Here is a 14956-nt window from a genome sequence, read left to right on the forward strand (position 1 = left end):
GGACAGTCAAATGAGGACGGTTCTACTCCGCCTGGCCGTGCTGGCGCTCGCCGCCGTCACCTGCGTGGCCGGAATGCCCGTGCCGCAGGCGGGTGCGACGCCCGCCGTGCGGTACACCAACCCGATCGCGGAACGGCGTGCCGATCCGCACATCTTCAAGCACACCGACGGCTTCTACTACTTCACCGCGACCGTCCCGGAGTACGACCGGATCGTCCTGCGCCGCGCCACCACGATCCAGGGACTGGCCACGGCGCCGGAGACGGTGATCTGGCGCAAGCACTCCAGCGGCGAGATGGCCGCCCACATCTGGGCACCGGAGATCCACTTCATCAACGGGAAGTGGTACGTCTACTTCGCGGCGGGCCGCAGTGACGACATCTGGCGCATCCGGATGTACGTGCTGGAGAGCTCGAGCGCCAACCCGCTGACTGGTGCGTGGACCGAGCGTGGCCGCATCACGACCCCGTGGGACACCTTCGCCCTGGACGCCTCCACGTTCGTGCACAACGGCGTGCGCTACCTGACGTGGGCGCAGCAGGAACCCGGCATCGCCACGAACTCCAACCTCTACCTCGCGCGGATGGGCGCGAACCCGTGGACGATCACCGGCGCGGTGACCCGGCTGACGGTACCGACGCTCGCCTGGGAGACCCGCGGGTACAAGGTGGCGGAGGGACCGGCGGTGTTGCAGCGCAACGGAAAGGTCTTCCTGACCTACTCGGCCAGCGCCACCGACGCGAACTACTGCCTCGGCCTGCTGACCGCGCCGGCGTCGGCGGACCTGCTCAACCCTGCCTCGTGGACCAAGAGTCCGAACCCCGTGTTCGCCAGCAACGCCGCGACCGGTCAGTACGGACCCGGCCACAACTCGTTCACGGTGTCCGAGGACGGCAGCAGCGACGTCATGGTCTACCACGACCGCAACTACCGCGACATCAACGGCGACCCGCTCAACGACCCGAACCGCCGCACCCGCGTGCAGAAGGTCTACTACAGGGCCGACGGCACACCGGACTTCGGCATCCCGGTCGCCGACGGACCGACCCCGGTCCGGCTGAGGTCCTATGCCGCCACCGACCGCTTCGTGCGCCACTGGGAGTACCGTGCGCGCCTGGAGGCAGGCGTGGCCCCGCTGGCCGACTCCCAGTTCAGGCTCGTCCCGGGGCTGGCCGGCTCCGGCACGGTGTCGCTCGAGTCGACCAACTTCCCCGGCTACTTCCTGCGGCACCGCAACCACGAGCTGTGGGTCGACCGCAGCGACGGCAGCGCCCTGTTCCGCAACGACGCCAGCTTCACGCAGCGCGCAGGGCTCGCCGCGAGTTCGGCCGTGTCGTTCGAGTCGGTGAACTTCCCCGGCCGCCACATCCGCGTCAGCAACGGACTGCTCTACCTGCAGGCCGTCACCGACGCGCAGGGACGGGCGGACGCGACGTTCGTCCTGGAGTGACACGACTATCCCGCCGCGACGACTCCGTCCAAGAGATCGAGGTGTCTCAAGGCCGCTCTGAGGAAGTACGCACTGGCAAACGCAGTCCTGGTCGCGGCGGTGGTGCTGACCACCACCGTCGCGACGGCACCACACGCTTCGGCCTATCCCCTGCCGGGCCATGTCACCGGTGACGTCGGCGTGCACGACCCGAGCGCGGTGAAACGCCCTGACGGCAGCTATCTCGTGGCGCACACCGGCAGAGACGTCGCACTCAGGACCTCCACCGACCGGATCGCTCTCCGCAACGCGGGCTCGGTGTTCCCCGGCGGCGCGTGGTGGACGACCTCCTACACCAACGGTGACCGCAACCTCTGGGCGCCGGATCTGTCCTATCGCGACGGACGGTACTGGCTGTACTACTCGGCTTCGACGTTCGGCTCGAACCGGTCGGCGATCTTCGTGGCGACCAGTCCCAGCGGTGGCTCCGGCACGTGGACCCACCGCGGGCTGGTCGTCGAGTCGCGGACGCCGGACGACTTCAACGCCATCGACATTGTCGCGGACGAGCAGGGCCGCTGGTGGCTGAGCTTCGGCTCGTTCTGGTCGGGCATCAGGATGATCGCGCTCAACCCTTGGAACGCTCCGCCCGCCCGCAGAAGTTCACCTGGAACGCCGACGGCACCCCGAACTTCGGCACCCCGGTCCCGCTCGGCGCCCAGCTCCCCGCGCCGTCGGGCGGCCCGGCCGGATGAGCCGACCGTCCTGATCGGACCGTCACGAGGCCGACTGCCGCGGGAGCGAATCGGCGGCAGTCGATTCGACGTCGAACGCAACAGATCTCCGCACTTCCTCGCATTTTCCGGCCTGTGGGCGCCATACTCCGATCTGGGAAAGCGCTTACCGAGGTGGTCTCGAAGGGAACTCCATGCTCCTGAAACGCACGCCCGCGGTCATCGGCATCGCCATCTCGCTCCTCTCCACAGCGGGAACCGGCACGGCGGCGGCCCCCGTCACCGTCCACGTCGCGGGAGACTCCACCGCCTCCACCTACACCTCGGCGCTGGCTCCCCGCGCCGGGTGGGGCCAGGCGCTCCCGGCGTTCTTCTCCCACCGCGTCGTCACGGCGAACGAAGCGCTGTCCGGAGCCAGCTCGAAGAGCTTCGTGGACCTGGGCCGCCTCGACCGCGTCCTGTCCAAGGTGAAACGGGGCGACCACCTGCTCATCTCCTTCGGGCACAACGACCAGAAGAAGGAGGACCCGGCGCGCTACACCGAGCCGTCGACGACGTACAAGGCCTACCTCTCCCAGTACATCGACAGGAGCCGGGCCAAAGGCGCGAAGCCGGTGCTGGTCACGTCCGTCGAACGACGCCGCTTCACCAGCACCGGCGCCGCCGCGCCCTCCCACGGCGCGTATCCGGCGGCGATGCGCGAGCTCGCGGCGGCCAAGGGCGTGCCCCTGATCGACCTCACCGCGTCCAGCACGGCGTTGTGGAACCGCGCGGGCGTCGAGGGAACGAAGAAGTACTTCCTGCACCTGCCGGCCGGGCCGTGGCCCCACTACCCGGACGGGGTCGAGGACAACACGCACTTCCAGGCCGCTGGGGCGATCGAGGTCGCCCGGCTCGTCGCCACCGCCCTGCGCGACCAGCGCCTCCTGCCGCCCGCCTCGTTCCGCCGGCTCACCGCCCAGGTTCCGGCGAGCGCGATCGTCTGGCCGAAGGCCTGACCAAGTCCACATCAGACAACCCCCTGCCTGTCTGGAGAACCCTGTGAGGAAACGCGTTCTGGCTTTGGCCGCGCTCGTCGTACTTCCACTTCTCACCGCCGCCGGTCCCGCGTCGGCCGCCGAACCCGAGTGCGCCCTCGCCGGCGCGCCGTCGACCAGCGCGGCGGCCGTGAAGGTCTGGCTCGCCGGCGACTCGACGATGGCGGACCCGCGGACCAGTTGCCCGGTGGGCTGGGGCAACCGGTTCGACCCGCTGTTCACCGGCGACGTCACCGTGGTGAACAGCGCCGTGGCCGGGCGGAGCATCCAGACCTGGCTCTACGAGTCCAACGTGCAGAACACCAAGGACGCGGCGGGCGAGTGCGTGGTGAGCCCGAGGACGTTCCACCAGCGCTGGCGGACGATGCTGGACCCGGCCGCCGGTATGAAGGCCGGTGACTACCTGATGATCCAGTTCGGCATCAACGACGGCAGTCGCGACTGCCCGCGGCACGTCGGAAGCGCGCGCTACAAAGAACTTCTCGGGCTGATGGCCAAGGCGGCCAAGGACCGCGGCGTCACGCCGATCTTCCTCACGCCGGTCTCCGCGATCAGGTGCAGCGGCACCACGGCCGTCGGCACCCGCGGCTTCCTCACCGAGACGGCCGACGCGGCCAGGGCCGCCGGCGTGGCCGTCATCGACCTGCACAGGCTGAGCTACACGCTCTACAACCAGCTCAGGCTGTGCCCCAACGACGGCGACTACACCAAGGGCCCCGTCGGCGCCTTCTTCTGCAACGACCACACGCACTTCGAGGCAGCGGGAGCCGCCCGGATCGCCGGTGTCGTGGCCAAGGCCCTGCGCGACCAACGCATCCCGCTGTCGAACCATCTCAGGTAAAACCCGCCGCACACACCGAAAGGAGAACTCGCATGCTCTCGACCAGGTGGCGCATCGGCGCGGCCGTGGCGGTGGCGGCCGTGCTCGGAGGTCACGCGCCGGCCACCGCGACGCCGCGGATCATGGCCTGCGGTGACCGGACGTTCAACGCCCAGGCGGTGCTGAACGGCAGCACGTGGACCTCCCGCAACGGCAGCCGGACCGTCTACACCGGCACCGACATGCGATCGGCCGTCCAGTCCGCTCTCAACAGCCTCACCGCCGGACGCACCTCGAAGCAGTGGGTCCTGGTGCGCGGCAGCGGATCGGTCAGCGCGGGCTCGCGGATCTCGTTGCCCAGCTACACCGGCATCGACGTCTGCGGCACGATCAACGTGACCGGCACCGGTTCCGGCGACCAGGCCCCGATCTACTCCAGGGGCACCCGTGACGTCGAGGTGCGCCACCTCAGCGTGACGGGCCGCCCGCTGTACGGGATCTTCCTGCGCAACGTCGACAACGTCGTGCTCGGCCAGATCGACCTGCGGCTGTCGAGCGGGCTCGGCGTGCGCATCGACAACCGCGGCAACACCAGCGTGCGCAGCCGCAACATCAGGATCGACAACGTCTTCGCGTCCGGCGCGAGCAGTCACGCCGTCGAGACCTACGGCGTGGACGGCCTCACGATCGGCACGGTGACCGCTCGCAACGTCGGCCACTCCGGGCTGCTGCTCAACGACACCATCAACGCCACCGTCGGCACGGTCGACGCGGAGAACGCGGGCGCGGGCACCGGGTACGCGGCGTTCCGCACCGCCAACCGCAACGGCCGCATCGGCACCGGCTACCCCACGAACATCCGGGTCGGCACGGTCCGCGCCCGCGGTGGCGGCCGCGGCGTGTTCTGCGTGTCCGAGAGCGGCGGGCTGACCATCGACCGGATCGACCTCGCGAACACCGGCAACAACGCGGTCCTGATCGAGAACTGCACCAACGTGACCCTCGCGGCGCAGAGCGGCACGGTCACCGGTGGCGGCGAGATCCGGCTGGCCGCCCGCTCGGAGTTCCCGAACAACCGCGACATCACCGTCCAGAACCTGACGGTGACGAACTCGTCGGTGCGCGAGAGTCCCTGCGGGACGAACACGACGTTCCGCAACCTCACGCTGAACAACAGCACGTCGAACGTCTGCTCCTGACGGCGACCGCGAAGTCGTGCCGCCGGACCGGCGGCACGACTTCGGTATTGACAGGGCCCGCATCTGCGCCAACCATGGAAGCGCTCTCATAACCGGTCTGGACCAGTTCTCGGAACGGAGGCCCGCCGACCGCCCTGAAGCCGGTCGGCAGACCTGCAGACAGAGCATCCCTGCACGAGGAGTCAGATGCGCACTCGAACGAAGTGGTTGAGCGCGCTCGCCGCACTGGCGGCGACCGCGTCGGTAGCTGTAGCGATCGCCCCGGCCCAGGCGATCGGCCCTGACCTGCTGCCGATGAACGTCACCAACAACAGCGGCCGGTCCGAGGCCGTGCACCTGTACGTCCTGGGCACCGACATCCGCAACGGGCGCCTCGGGTACGTCAACCAGGCGGGCGCGTTCACGCCGTGGTCGCCGGGCGGCAATCCGCCCACACCCGCACCGGACGTGTCCATCGGCGGCCCCGGCCCCGGCGGCACCACCACGCTGCGCGTACCCCGGTTCATTTCAGGCCGCGTGTACATGTCGTTCGGCGAGAAACTCAAGTTCTTCCTGACCCCCGACGGCCTGGTGCAGCCCGCGCCGTGGGCGTCCGGGGACCCGAACAGCGGCATCCTGTTCGACTGGAGCGAGTTCACCTACAACGACGCCGGCCTGTGGCTCAACAGCTCGCAGGTGGACATGTTCGCGGTACCGCACGCGGTGACCGTGACGGGCGCGAGCGGCGCCACGAAGAAGACCGGCGAGCTGAAGCCCGGCGGGCGGGACGCCGTCATCAACGGCATCCGCAACCAGGCGGGCTGGGGCGGATTGATCATGTCCCGCCCGGACGGCACGGTGCTGCGCGTGCTCGCGCCGGGCAAGGCGGCCGACGCCGGCAACTTCGACCGCAACTACCTGGACTCGTACATCACCCAGGCGTGGAACGCGTACACGGGCAAGACGCTGACCGTGCAACCGTTCGGTGACCGGCCGGACGTGAAGTACTTCGGCCGCACGTCCGGCACCACGATGAACTTCACGAACCCCGCCGGTCAGCAGGTGGCGTCGTTCGCGAAGCCGTCCACGGCGAACGTGTGGGGCTGCGACGGCGCGCTGCACGCACCCAACGACCAGGTGGTCGGCCCGATCGCACGCACCCTGTGCGCCGCGCTGCACCGCTCCACCCTCGGCCGCATCGACGTGCAGCCCGGCGGCGGCCCGGCCGACTTCTACCAGGGCACGATCACCAACCACTACTCCCGGCTGGTGCACCAGAACATGGTGGACGGCAAGGCGTACGGGTTCGCGTTCGACGACGTGCAGGCGCAGGAGTCGCTGGTGCACGACGGCGACCCGCGCTCGGCCGGGATCATCCTCACCCCGTTCGGCGGCTCCGCTCCCCCACCAGCGGTCAGCAGCATCGTCAGCGACTGGCACGGCAAGTGCATCGACGTGCCGAACTGGAACTTCGCCGACGGCCAGCGCCTGATCGTGTGGAACTGCACGGGCGGCACGAACCAGAAGTTCGAGTTCGTGGGCGGCACGCTGCGCACCGAGAACAACAAGTGCATGGACGTGGCGTGGGGTTCGACGGCCAACGGCGCGGCCGTGCAGCTCGCGACCTGCTCCGGCAACCCGGCCCAGCAGTTCGTGCTGACCGGCGCGCATGACCTGGTGAACCCGCAGGCGAACAAGTGCGTGGACATCGCGGAGTGGAATCCCAACAACGACGCGGTCCTGCACATGTGGGACTGCGTCGGCGGCGCCAACCAGAAGTGGCACCGCCGCTGACCTCCGACGCTCGACCGACGCCGGGGCGCCTGTGCGCCCCGGCGTCTCCTCATTCACCAGCCGCGTGGTGCGCTCTTCCGTAGGGCACCGCGTTCAGCAGGGTGACGCGGACCGCGGTGCCGCTGGGCGTCCGGTAGGTGTGCTGCTCACCTTGGCGGGCACCGTTCACGGCGGCTCCCAGCGGCGAGTCCGGCGAGTAGACCTCGATCGTGCCGTGTTCCGCGCCGCGTACCCCGAGCAGGAACGTCTCGGTCTCCCCGGTGTCGTCGAAGCGGACGGTGAGCACCATGCCGGGTTCGGCGACGCCGTCGTCCGGAGGGTCCTCGCCCACGATCGCGTTGGTGAGGAGGGCGTTGATCTGGCGGATGCGCGCCTCCCGATCCCTCCGGGAGGCGAAATCCGGGACAACGCTCTCGTCGTCGCCCCGTGCCGGTGCGAGCAGGGTCGTCAGTTCGTTGCGGAGCCGGTGGTGCGCCTGCGGTGACAGCCACACGCGTGGGGTGGTGCTCGTCATGATGCCTCCGTGACAGGAGTAAGTGCCGTCAGGGCGGCCTGGGGGAGGTACCGCCCTGACGGCGGGGCGTCCGTGTGAACCGGGTTTTGGCGGCCACGGCTCGCACGGACAGGAGAGAGGTCAGTGGTGGTCGCGGCGCAGCACCGCTTCGAAGTCATGGGCGTAGCCGGTGGCCACGTTCATGAGGATGTCGCGCTGCACGCGGAGGAAGTCGTTCTCCTTGCGCAGCCACGCCAGTTCGGCTCGCTCGCCGGCGGTCAGTGGCGGTTCGATGTCTTCGGCTTCCACGGGGCGGTCACCTGAGCGGGTCGAACTCGCGCAGGGCGGCGGGTTGCTTGCCGGTGGTGATCTGCTCCGCCAGCAACCGTCCGGTGACCGGCCCCTGCGCCAGGCCCCACATGCCGTGCCCGCCGGCGACGTACACACCCGGAGTCCGGGTCGCGCCGATGAGCGCGCGACCGTCCGGGGTGACCGGGCGGCCACCCACCCAGACGTCGGTGCGGTCCTCCCACCACACCCCGTCCAGCAACGGCCGGACGGAGGCGATGATCGCGTCCACCCGCGCCTCGTCCAACGGCGCGTCCGGGTCGCGGAACTCCATGGTGCCGGCCACTCGAAGCCCACCCTGGTAAGGCGTACACGCCACGCGCACCTCCGGCAGGTAGATCGGACCGTGCACCGGCTTCCGCACCGGCACGGTGAACGAGTACCCGCGCCCGGCCCGGACCGGAGTGCGCACACCCGCTCGTGCCGCGAGGCCCGGCAGCCAGGCGCCGGTGGCCACCACCGCCGCGTCGGCGGAGATCGCGTCGCCGTCCAACGTCTGCACGATCACTCCGGCATTGTCCGCGCGGACGTCGACGACCTCGGCAGTGCGGATCGTGGCGCCACGGGCGGCCACGGCGCGGCCCAGCGCCTGGACGAACTCACCGGGGGCGACGAAACGCTGCCCGTCGATGCGCACACCTGCCGCGAGAACGGACGACGCCAGCGGAACCTGATCACGCAGGTCCGCTGTGGACAGTTCCACGTGTTCGACCGGTTGTCCCGCCACCGCAAGACGTTCCAGCTCTCGCAGGAGCGTCCGCGCCTGTCCGGCCGAGGTGAAGGCGGCGGTGAACGGGGCGTCGACGGTGGGAGCTTCGACGCCGTTGGCGGTCAGCACGTCGTAGGCCTCGATGCTCTCCTCGTTGAGGGGCAGGTTCGCCTTCGCCACCCTGCTCCACGACGACCACCGGCAGTGGGCGGCGAAGCGCGTCAGGAACGACCAGAGCTTCGGGTCGGCGGTCAGCGGGATGTGCAGGGGCGCGGCCGGGTCGAACAGGGACCGCAGTCCGTAGCGCAGCACCGCCGGTTCGTTCAGCGGGATGGCGAGCCCCGGCGCGATCCACCCGGCGTTGCCCCAGGACGCGCCCGCCGCGACCCCGGTCCGGTCGACCACCGTGACGTCGACACCGCGCTCCTGGAGGAACCACGCCGTCGACAGGCCCACGACCCCCGCACCGACCACCACCGCTGACCGCGGACCGCCGTCAAGGCGTTCGACGCCGTCCATCCCTGCCTCCTGTCATCGCTCGTTCCGATTCCAGGATGCTTCGGACACCGTCCGAACCGGTTGTTCATTCCCTACAATCGACGGTCAGCGATTGTCGGTTTCCGACACCGTCGCCGCGAGGTCGATCGTCATCGCGACCCGCTTGGCGGCGTCGTCCAGGCCGAGGGTGGTCACGTCGGACATCTTCCGCAGCCGGTTGCGCACGGTGTTGCCGTGCACCCCGAGGCGCTCACCGGCGGCGGCCAGATCGCCCTGCGCCTCGAGCCAGGCCCGCAACGTCGCGACGTAGTCGGTGCCGTGGTCACCGTCGTGTTTGCGCAGGTCGGCCACCGGCCCGCGGGCGGACGCCCGGCCGACCCGCGCGGCGGAGCGCAGCCGCTGCAGCAGGATCTCGTCCCACGACTCGTCGTACGCGGGCGCCGCCGTCTCTCCGGCCCGCATCTCGTGCAACGCCAGGCACTCGTCCGCCTCCTGCCGGCCCGCCGGCAGGTCCGCGGGCGTCGCGACCGCGCTGATCCCCGCAGACAGGGTGACGTTCGCCGGCAGCGCCGCCCTCAGGGCGGCCAGCCAGTCCCGCGCCGCACCGACCGGCTCGCCCGGCAGGATCGTGTAGATGCTGTTGGCCGCCAGCGCACTGCGTCCGGGCCGCGACCAGCCGAACCCGCTGGTCGCCTGCTCGAACGCCAGCAACACGGCCGTGTGCCGCTCGACTCCGACGTGTGCGCGCACCGCGACCACCCTGACCGGCCCGGGCGGCAACCCGAGCTGGCTGATCACCGTCGCGGCGTCCGCCGTGCCCTCCAGCAGCCGGATCACCCACTCCGACTCCACCTGGCGCTCCAGATCGGCACTGGCCCGCAACCGCAGCAGGTGCAGCGCCACGATCCGGGCACCATCGGTCAGCGCGGTACGCCGGGCACCCTCCAGCGGCGCCGGGCACGCCACCCAGACGGCCCCCAGCAACTCCCGGCCGACCCGGATCGCGACCACCATCCGCCCGGTCAGGCCACGCTCGGGTGCACCGGAGACGAAGAGCGGCTCGTCGGACGCCACCAGGTGCGCCCGCACGCCCGCCGCGTCGAACAGCTCCCGCACCCACGCGGGCACCTGCCGGCCCATGATGGTCTCCAGCCTCGCCGCGTCGACCTCCTGCTGCGGGCCTGAGTAGGCCAGCACGCGCGACAGCTGGTCCTCGATGGTCACGGCACCACCGGTCGCCGCGGCCAGACTGTCGGCCAGCGCGAACAGGTCGGTGGGACCGCGCCCCGACTCGGTCTCCCGGCCTTCGAGCACCAGGCCGTAGACGACCCCCGCCAGCTGGCTCCACGACAGTGCCGGATCCGCCAGCACCACCGCGACGCCCTCCGCCTCCCCCACCGCGACAGCGTCCGCCAGGAGCTCCTCACCGCCGCGGACGAGCACGACGACAGCACGCGCCGACACCGCCGCACGGACCGCCTCGACCACCGATCCGGCGCCGACGGCGAGGTACACGTCGCCCACCTCGGCCCGGTCGTCCGTGGCATCCCGCAGCACCACACCGCGCAACTCCGCCGACCTCGGCACCGGGCAGCAGCACAACCGGACGCCGTACCCACCCAGCACGTTGACCAGCCGGTCCAGCCTCACCATCTGCGAACTCCCTGTCCCAGCGCTGAGGCCACCGTAGATGCCCAGGCCGCCGGGAGCATTTCCGGCCGGTGGTTCAGGCGATCCGGTCGGCGCAGCTCATCGAGGCTGCCGGAGAGGCCTCCGCCGGTGAGCGCCGAAGGTGAGCCTCACCCCACACCCTCACCCCTTCGACGACGGGCAGAACCGTTGCCCCGTAAGGCGTGAGCCGGTACACGACGGGCGCGGGGACCGGTCCGGTCTCGACGCGTTCGACGAGTCCGTCGGCCTCCAGCTCACGCAGTTGCTCGGTCAGCACCTTGGGCGTGATCGGGGCGGCGCGGCGGCGCAGGCCCGCGAAGTGGGTCTCGTCGTGGGCGAGCCAGTAGAGCAGGGTCAGCTTCCACTTGCCGCCGATCGCGGCGAACGCGGCGGCCATCGGGCAGCCGGGCAACGGGTTGGCGCGCGAGGGGTTACCCGAAGGTGCCTTCTTGTCCATGGCCGCACTCCGCTCCGATAGTCAGGCCATGACCTTGCCACACAAGCGAATCCTCGTCGCGATCCTCTCCGTTCTCCTGGTGGCCGCGACCGCCTCCTCCGGGAACGCCTCGCAGACCACCGACGGCCAACGCGACTTCGACTGGGAGATCGGCAGCTGGCGCACCACCGTGCGCGTGCTCGCCGAGCCGTTGTCGGAGTCCGCCGACGAATGGCTCCACTTCAGCGGCACCAGCGTCGTGCGTCCGTTGATGGACCGGCGCGCGAACGTCGTCGAGCTGAAGGTCGCCGGCCCGAGCGGGCGCATCGAAGGCCTGAACCTGCGGCTGTACGAACCCCAGGCCAAGCGGTGGAGCCTGAACTTCGCGAGCATGCGCGACGGCGTGCTCACGCCGGCGGTGTTCGGCGGGTTCCGTGACGGTGTGGGCGAGTTCCTCGGCGACGACCAGCTGGGCGGCCGTCCGATCAAGGTGCGTTTCCTCGTCTTCCGCCAGGGGCCCGACCAGGCCAGGTTCGAGCAGGCGTTCTCCGGTGACGGCGGAGCGACGTGGGAGACCAACTGGATCGCCGTCGACCGCCGCAGCCGATGAACGACGGCCGTCCGCACGTGAGCCGCAACTCCCGCGTCTCCGGCATCACCCTGGACCTCGCGAAACGTGAGACAGTGGACAGGTACGCCCGCCGCGGGGCCACACCCGCAGGCGCGCCTTCACCCCGGAGCGGACGCCGCCTCATCCAGGCGCGTTTCACCGCTCCCGGTCAGTTCGCACCACTCCACGCCCAGGACCGGGTACAAGCACCACCCCACGAGGGAGATCTCCCATCACCGCTTCCGCGCTCACGCCGACCCCGGCCGCCCCCCGGACCCTCACCGACATCTACGGCCCCGACATCGCCGTCTGCGCACGCCCGGCCCAGGAACCGGCGGTGCCGTCGAGCAGGCACCGCAACACCCGCGACGTCCTGTCCGCCCGCCCCCTCGCCATCGCCGCCGACACCCCCGTCATCACCAGCGCGGGCGGTACCGAACCCAACCTGATCGCCGCCATGCGTGACGGCGGCCTGCCCGTGGGCACCGACCCGCGCGAGTTCGGCAGCGAGGCCGAGTTCGCCCTCCGCGTCACCGAAGCGCTCAGCGACGGCCTGCTGCTGTCCATGGAATATCCGCAGCCCACGAGCCTGTACCCGGACGAACGCTCCGTGAAGAGCGCCGAGCTCGTCGGCTACCTCAACAACAAGGCCAGCATCAGCACGTTCGTCGACCCGCGCTTCCAAGCCCGCCGCCAGATCGTCGCCACCGACGAGCTCGCCGAGGCCGCCCCGGCCGAGAAGTCCTGGGTGCTCAAGGCCGCCACCAACGCGGCCCACGGTGCCAGCCTCGACGTCTACCTGCACCGGGCCGGGGAGCTGGTGAACCTGCCCGCGTTCACCGACATCCTCAGCGAGGTGGTCGTCGAGGAGTACCTGAACATCCACCGCAACTGGGGCGTGCAGCTCTACGTCGCCGCCGACGGCCAGGCCCGCCTGCTCGCCGTGACCGACCAGCGCATCGACGCCGAGGGCGTCTACACCGGTGGCCGTTTCGGGCTCGTCGTCCCGCTCCCCGCCGACCTGCTCACCGAATGCCTGGCGATCGCCCAGCGTGCCGCCGACGTCGGCTACCGCGGCATGTGCAGCCTCGACTGCGCCCAGACCCACGACGGCAGGCTCGTCATGCTCGACCTCAACTTCCGCATCACCAGCGGGTCCATTCCCCTGCTGGCGCTGCACACCATCCGCCCCGACGACCTGGACCGCCCGTCGGAGTCCACGAAACTCACGACCTCCGCACCCATTTCCGCGCTGCTGGCCGCGCTGAGGCCCGCACTGGTGCGCGGAGGGCTGCTCGTCACCGGCGGCCACGACACCCGCCGCACCGACAACCCGATCAACCAGACCACCCTGCACCTGATCGTCTTCGGCGACGATCCCCACGACGTCGCTACCCGCCGCACCGCGCTGGAAGCCATGTACAACCACTGACGCGGACGGGGTTCAGGTGCTGTGGTCCACCTGGTCGGCCCTGTCGTGGAGGTAGCGCCGTTCGAGCTGGTTGTCCGTGAGGGCGGCTGCTTCGCGGTAGAGAGCGGCGGCGCCGCCGGTGTCGCCGGTCATCTCCAGCAGGTGCGCCCGGACCGCGCGCTCCCGTTGGTGCGTCAGGGGATTCCGGCCGAGGTGGTGGCGCCGGTCGAGGTCGTCGAGCAGGGCCAGCCCTCGGGTCGGGCCGTAGGCGTGCGCCACCGCTACGACCCGGCTGAGCTGGACCGGTGCGGTGGGGGTGAGCCGCTCCAGCCAGAGGTAGAGCGCGGCGATCTGCGGCCAGTCCGTCCGCTCGGGTGACTCCGCCGCGGCGTGCACGGCCGCGATCGCGGCCTGCAGCTGGTAGGGACCGGCCTCCTGCCGGTTCCAGACGCTGTCGATCAGCGCGGTGCCTTCCCCGACGAGTTCGGCGTTCCAGCGCGTCCGGTCCTGCTGCTCCAGGGGAACCAGGTGGCCGTCGGCGCTGGTGCGGGCCAGTCGCCGCGACTCGGTGAGCAGCATCAGCGCGAGCAGGCCGGTCACCTCGGCGGTCGGCAGGGTGCCGTGCAGCAGGCGGGTGAGCCGGATCGCCTCCTGGGTCAGGTCGACGCGGGTGAGCTCGTCGCCGGAGGAGGTCGTGTAGCCCTCGTTGAAGATCAGGTACAGCACCTGCGTCACGGCCGCCGTGCGGTCCGACCAGTCGTTGTCGGCGGGCGGCGTGAACCGGGCGCCGGCGCGGGCCAGTTGTTGTTTGGCACGGCTGATCCGCGTGCCCATGGTGTTCTCGGTGGTGCCGTAGGCGTGGGCGATCTCGGCCGTGGTCAGACCGCCCACCGCGCGCAGCGTGAGCGCCACCTGCGAAGTGGCCGGCAGTGAGGGATGACAGCACAGCAGCAGCAACGTGAGGCTGTCGTCGACGTCCGCCGGCGGTCCCGCGTCGCCGGACGGTTCGTACAGGGCCAGACCGGCTTCCTGCTCGCGCCGGCGCCGGGCCTGGTCGGAGCGCAGCAGGTCGACCATCCTGCGGTAGGCGATGCGGATCAGCCAGCTGCGCGGGTTGTCCGGGACGCCGTCGGCAGGCCACGTCCGGCTCGCGGCGAGCAGAGCCTCCTGCACCGCGTCCTCAGCGGAGTCGAACTGGCCGAACCGCCGCACGAGCGCGCCGAGCACCTGCGGCGCCTCGGTGCGCAGCAGGTGCTCGACCTGCCCGGTCACGCGCCGAAGTCCTCACCCATGATCGGGCGGATCTCGATCGGCTCGCCCAGCGCGGCGACGATGCGCGCGACGATCTCGACCGCACGCTCGTGGCTCGCGACGTCGATCACGGCGAAGCTCGCGAGGACCTCCTTGAGTTCCGCGAACGGCCCGTCGGTCGCCACCACACCCCCCGCGGTCCTGCGGACCGTGGTGCTGACAGCGGGGTGACCGAGGCCCTCGCTGGTGACGAACTCGCCGCTCGCGACCAGTTCTCGTTCGAACTCCTGGTAGACGGCGAACGCGGCCAGCGCCTCCTCGGACGGGACGTCCGCGGTGGCGGCGTCCCACGCGGCGGCCGGGGTGTAGCTGAGCAGCAGGTACTTCACGGCGATTCCTCTCGATCAAGCCCAGGCAACGGTACGACGCTCAGGCGGCGGCACGCAGCGACCTTCGACGTGCTCGCGCAACCACGTCGCCGGCTCCCCCGTCTCGACACGATCCGAATGTGACCTGAGTCATAGCCGCGTGGTGTCG

The 14956-nt window shown here is 70.6% G+C and carries 14 protein-coding genes and 1 pseudogene; 8 read left to right on the top strand and 7 right to left on the bottom strand.

Annotated features, from left to right (window positions below; translation table 11 throughout):
- Nucleotides 1–10: 10 nt before the first annotated feature.
- The 6 genes and pseudogenes from BLR21_RS05920 (at nt 11) to BLR21_RS05945 (ending at nt 6992) form a co-directional block, all read left to right on the top strand.
- Nucleotides 11–1450: a family 43 glycosylhydrolase gene (locus BLR21_RS05920; RefSeq protein ID WP_090004683.1), complete on the top strand. Its 1440-nt coding sequence runs from the start codon at nt 11–13 to the stop codon at nt 1448–1450.
- 225 nt (nt 1451–1675) lie between these two features.
- Nucleotides 1676–2002: pseudogene (locus BLR21_RS43570) on the top strand (family 43 glycosylhydrolase); the annotation flags it as partial.
- Between the two features lie 355 nt (nt 2003–2357).
- Complete coding sequence (locus tag BLR21_RS05930) at nt 2358–3161, top strand: rhamnogalacturonan acetylesterase (protein WP_090004684.1); 804 nt, start codon at nt 2358–2360, stop codon at nt 3159–3161.
- Nucleotides 3162–3204: 43 nt separating this feature from the next.
- Nucleotides 3205–4041, top strand: coding sequence for a GDSL-type esterase/lipase family protein (locus tag BLR21_RS41590; RefSeq protein ID WP_218130768.1), 837 nt, complete (start codon nt 3205–3207; stop codon nt 4039–4041).
- 32 nt (nt 4042–4073) lie between these two features.
- Nucleotides 4074–5219, top strand: a complete 1146-nt coding sequence (locus tag BLR21_RS05940; RefSeq protein WP_218130769.1) for a hypothetical protein — start codon at nt 4074–4076, stop codon at nt 5217–5219.
- Between the two features lie 186 nt (nt 5220–5405).
- Complete coding sequence (locus tag BLR21_RS05945) at nt 5406–6992, top strand: glycoside hydrolase family 64 protein (RefSeq protein WP_090004685.1); 1587 nt, start codon at nt 5406–5408, stop codon at nt 6990–6992.
- A gap of 49 nt (nt 6993–7041) precedes the next feature.
- Here the strand turns inward: BLR21_RS05945 and BLR21_RS05950 are convergent, their stop codons facing one another.
- From BLR21_RS05950 to BLR21_RS05965, 5 genes are all read right to left on the bottom strand, one after another.
- Nucleotides 7042–7506, bottom strand: a complete 465-nt coding sequence (locus BLR21_RS05950; RefSeq protein WP_090004686.1) for a GreA/GreB family elongation factor — start codon at nt 7504–7506, stop codon at nt 7042–7044.
- Nucleotides 7507–7626: 120 nt separating this feature from the next.
- Entirely contained in the window at nt 7627–7794 is a 168-nt protein-coding gene (locus tag BLR21_RS42310; protein ID WP_176929483.1) for a CLASP domain-containing protein, read from the bottom strand.
- Nucleotides 7795–7801: 7 nt separating this feature from the next.
- Complete coding sequence (locus BLR21_RS05955) at nt 7802–9061, bottom strand: NAD(P)/FAD-dependent oxidoreductase (RefSeq protein ID WP_090004687.1); 1260 nt, start codon at nt 9059–9061, stop codon at nt 7802–7804.
- 84 nt (nt 9062–9145) lie between these two features.
- Nucleotides 9146–10693: a PucR family transcriptional regulator gene (locus BLR21_RS05960; RefSeq protein ID WP_090004688.1), complete on the bottom strand. Its 1548-nt coding sequence runs from the start codon at nt 10691–10693 to the stop codon at nt 9146–9148.
- 73 nt (nt 10694–10766) lie between these two features.
- Entirely contained in the window at nt 10767–11168 is a 402-nt protein-coding gene (locus BLR21_RS05965) for a winged helix-turn-helix transcriptional regulator (protein WP_256334496.1), read from the bottom strand.
- 28 nt (nt 11169–11196) lie between these two features.
- Here BLR21_RS05965 and BLR21_RS05970 point away from each other — a divergent pair, with 28 nt between their 5' ends.
- Together BLR21_RS05970 and BLR21_RS05975 are read left to right on the top strand one after the other, a co-directional pair.
- Nucleotides 11197–11757 (top strand): hypothetical protein, encoded by a 561-nt coding sequence (locus BLR21_RS05970; RefSeq protein ID WP_090004689.1) that lies wholly within the window; start codon nt 11197–11199, stop codon nt 11755–11757.
- Between the two features lie 337 nt (nt 11758–12094).
- Entirely contained in the window at nt 12095–13189 is a 1095-nt protein-coding gene (locus BLR21_RS05975) for an ATP-grasp domain-containing protein (protein ID WP_090004690.1), read from the top strand.
- A gap of 12 nt (nt 13190–13201) precedes the next feature.
- Here BLR21_RS05975 and BLR21_RS05980 read toward each other — a convergent pair whose 3' ends face one another.
- Complete coding sequence (locus BLR21_RS05980) at nt 13202–14440, bottom strand: RNA polymerase sigma factor (protein WP_090004691.1); 1239 nt, start codon at nt 14438–14440, stop codon at nt 13202–13204.
- A complete protein-coding gene (locus BLR21_RS05985; protein ID WP_030475756.1) occupies nt 14437–14808 on the bottom strand; it encodes a YciI family protein in 372 nt (123 codons plus the stop codon). Before BLR21_RS05985 ends, BLR21_RS05980 begins: the two co-directional genes overlap by 4 nt.
- Between the last annotated feature and the right edge of the window lie 148 nt (nt 14809–14956).

Source organism: Lentzea albidocapillata subsp. violacea, from assembly GCF_900100275.1.
Lineage (GTDB): Bacteria > Actinomycetota > Actinomycetes > Mycobacteriales > Pseudonocardiaceae > Lentzea > Lentzea violacea.

Bases quoted from the DNA above. Each gene is read 5' to 3' on its own strand.
- BLR21_RS05920 (WP_090004683.1), top strand. From the start codon at position 11: ATGAGGACGGTTCTACTCCGCCTGGCCGTGCTGGCGCTCGCCGCCGTC.
- BLR21_RS05950 (WP_090004686.1), bottom strand. From the start codon at position 7,506: ATGACGAGCACCACCCCACGCGTGTGGCTGTCACCGCAGGCGCACCAC.
- BLR21_RS05930 (WP_090004684.1), top strand. From the start codon at position 2,358: ATGCTCCTGAAACGCACGCCCGCGGTCATCGGCATCGCCATCTCGCTC.
- BLR21_RS05945 (WP_090004685.1), top strand. From the start codon at position 5,406: ATGCGCACTCGAACGAAGTGGTTGAGCGCGCTCGCCGCACTGGCGGCG.
- BLR21_RS05970 (WP_090004689.1), top strand. From the start codon at position 11,197: ATGACCTTGCCACACAAGCGAATCCTCGTCGCGATCCTCTCCGTTCTC.
- BLR21_RS05960 (WP_090004688.1), bottom strand. From the start codon at position 10,693: ATGGTGAGGCTGGACCGGCTGGTCAACGTGCTGGGTGGGTACGGCGTC.
- BLR21_RS05940 (WP_218130769.1), top strand. From the start codon at position 4,074: ATGCTCTCGACCAGGTGGCGCATCGGCGCGGCCGTGGCGGTGGCGGCC.
- BLR21_RS05965 (WP_256334496.1), bottom strand. From the start codon at position 11,168: ATGGACAAGAAGGCACCTTCGGGTAACCCCTCGCGCGCCAACCCGTTG.
- BLR21_RS05955 (WP_090004687.1), bottom strand. From the start codon at position 9,061: ATGGACGGCGTCGAACGCCTTGACGGCGGTCCGCGGTCAGCGGTGGTG.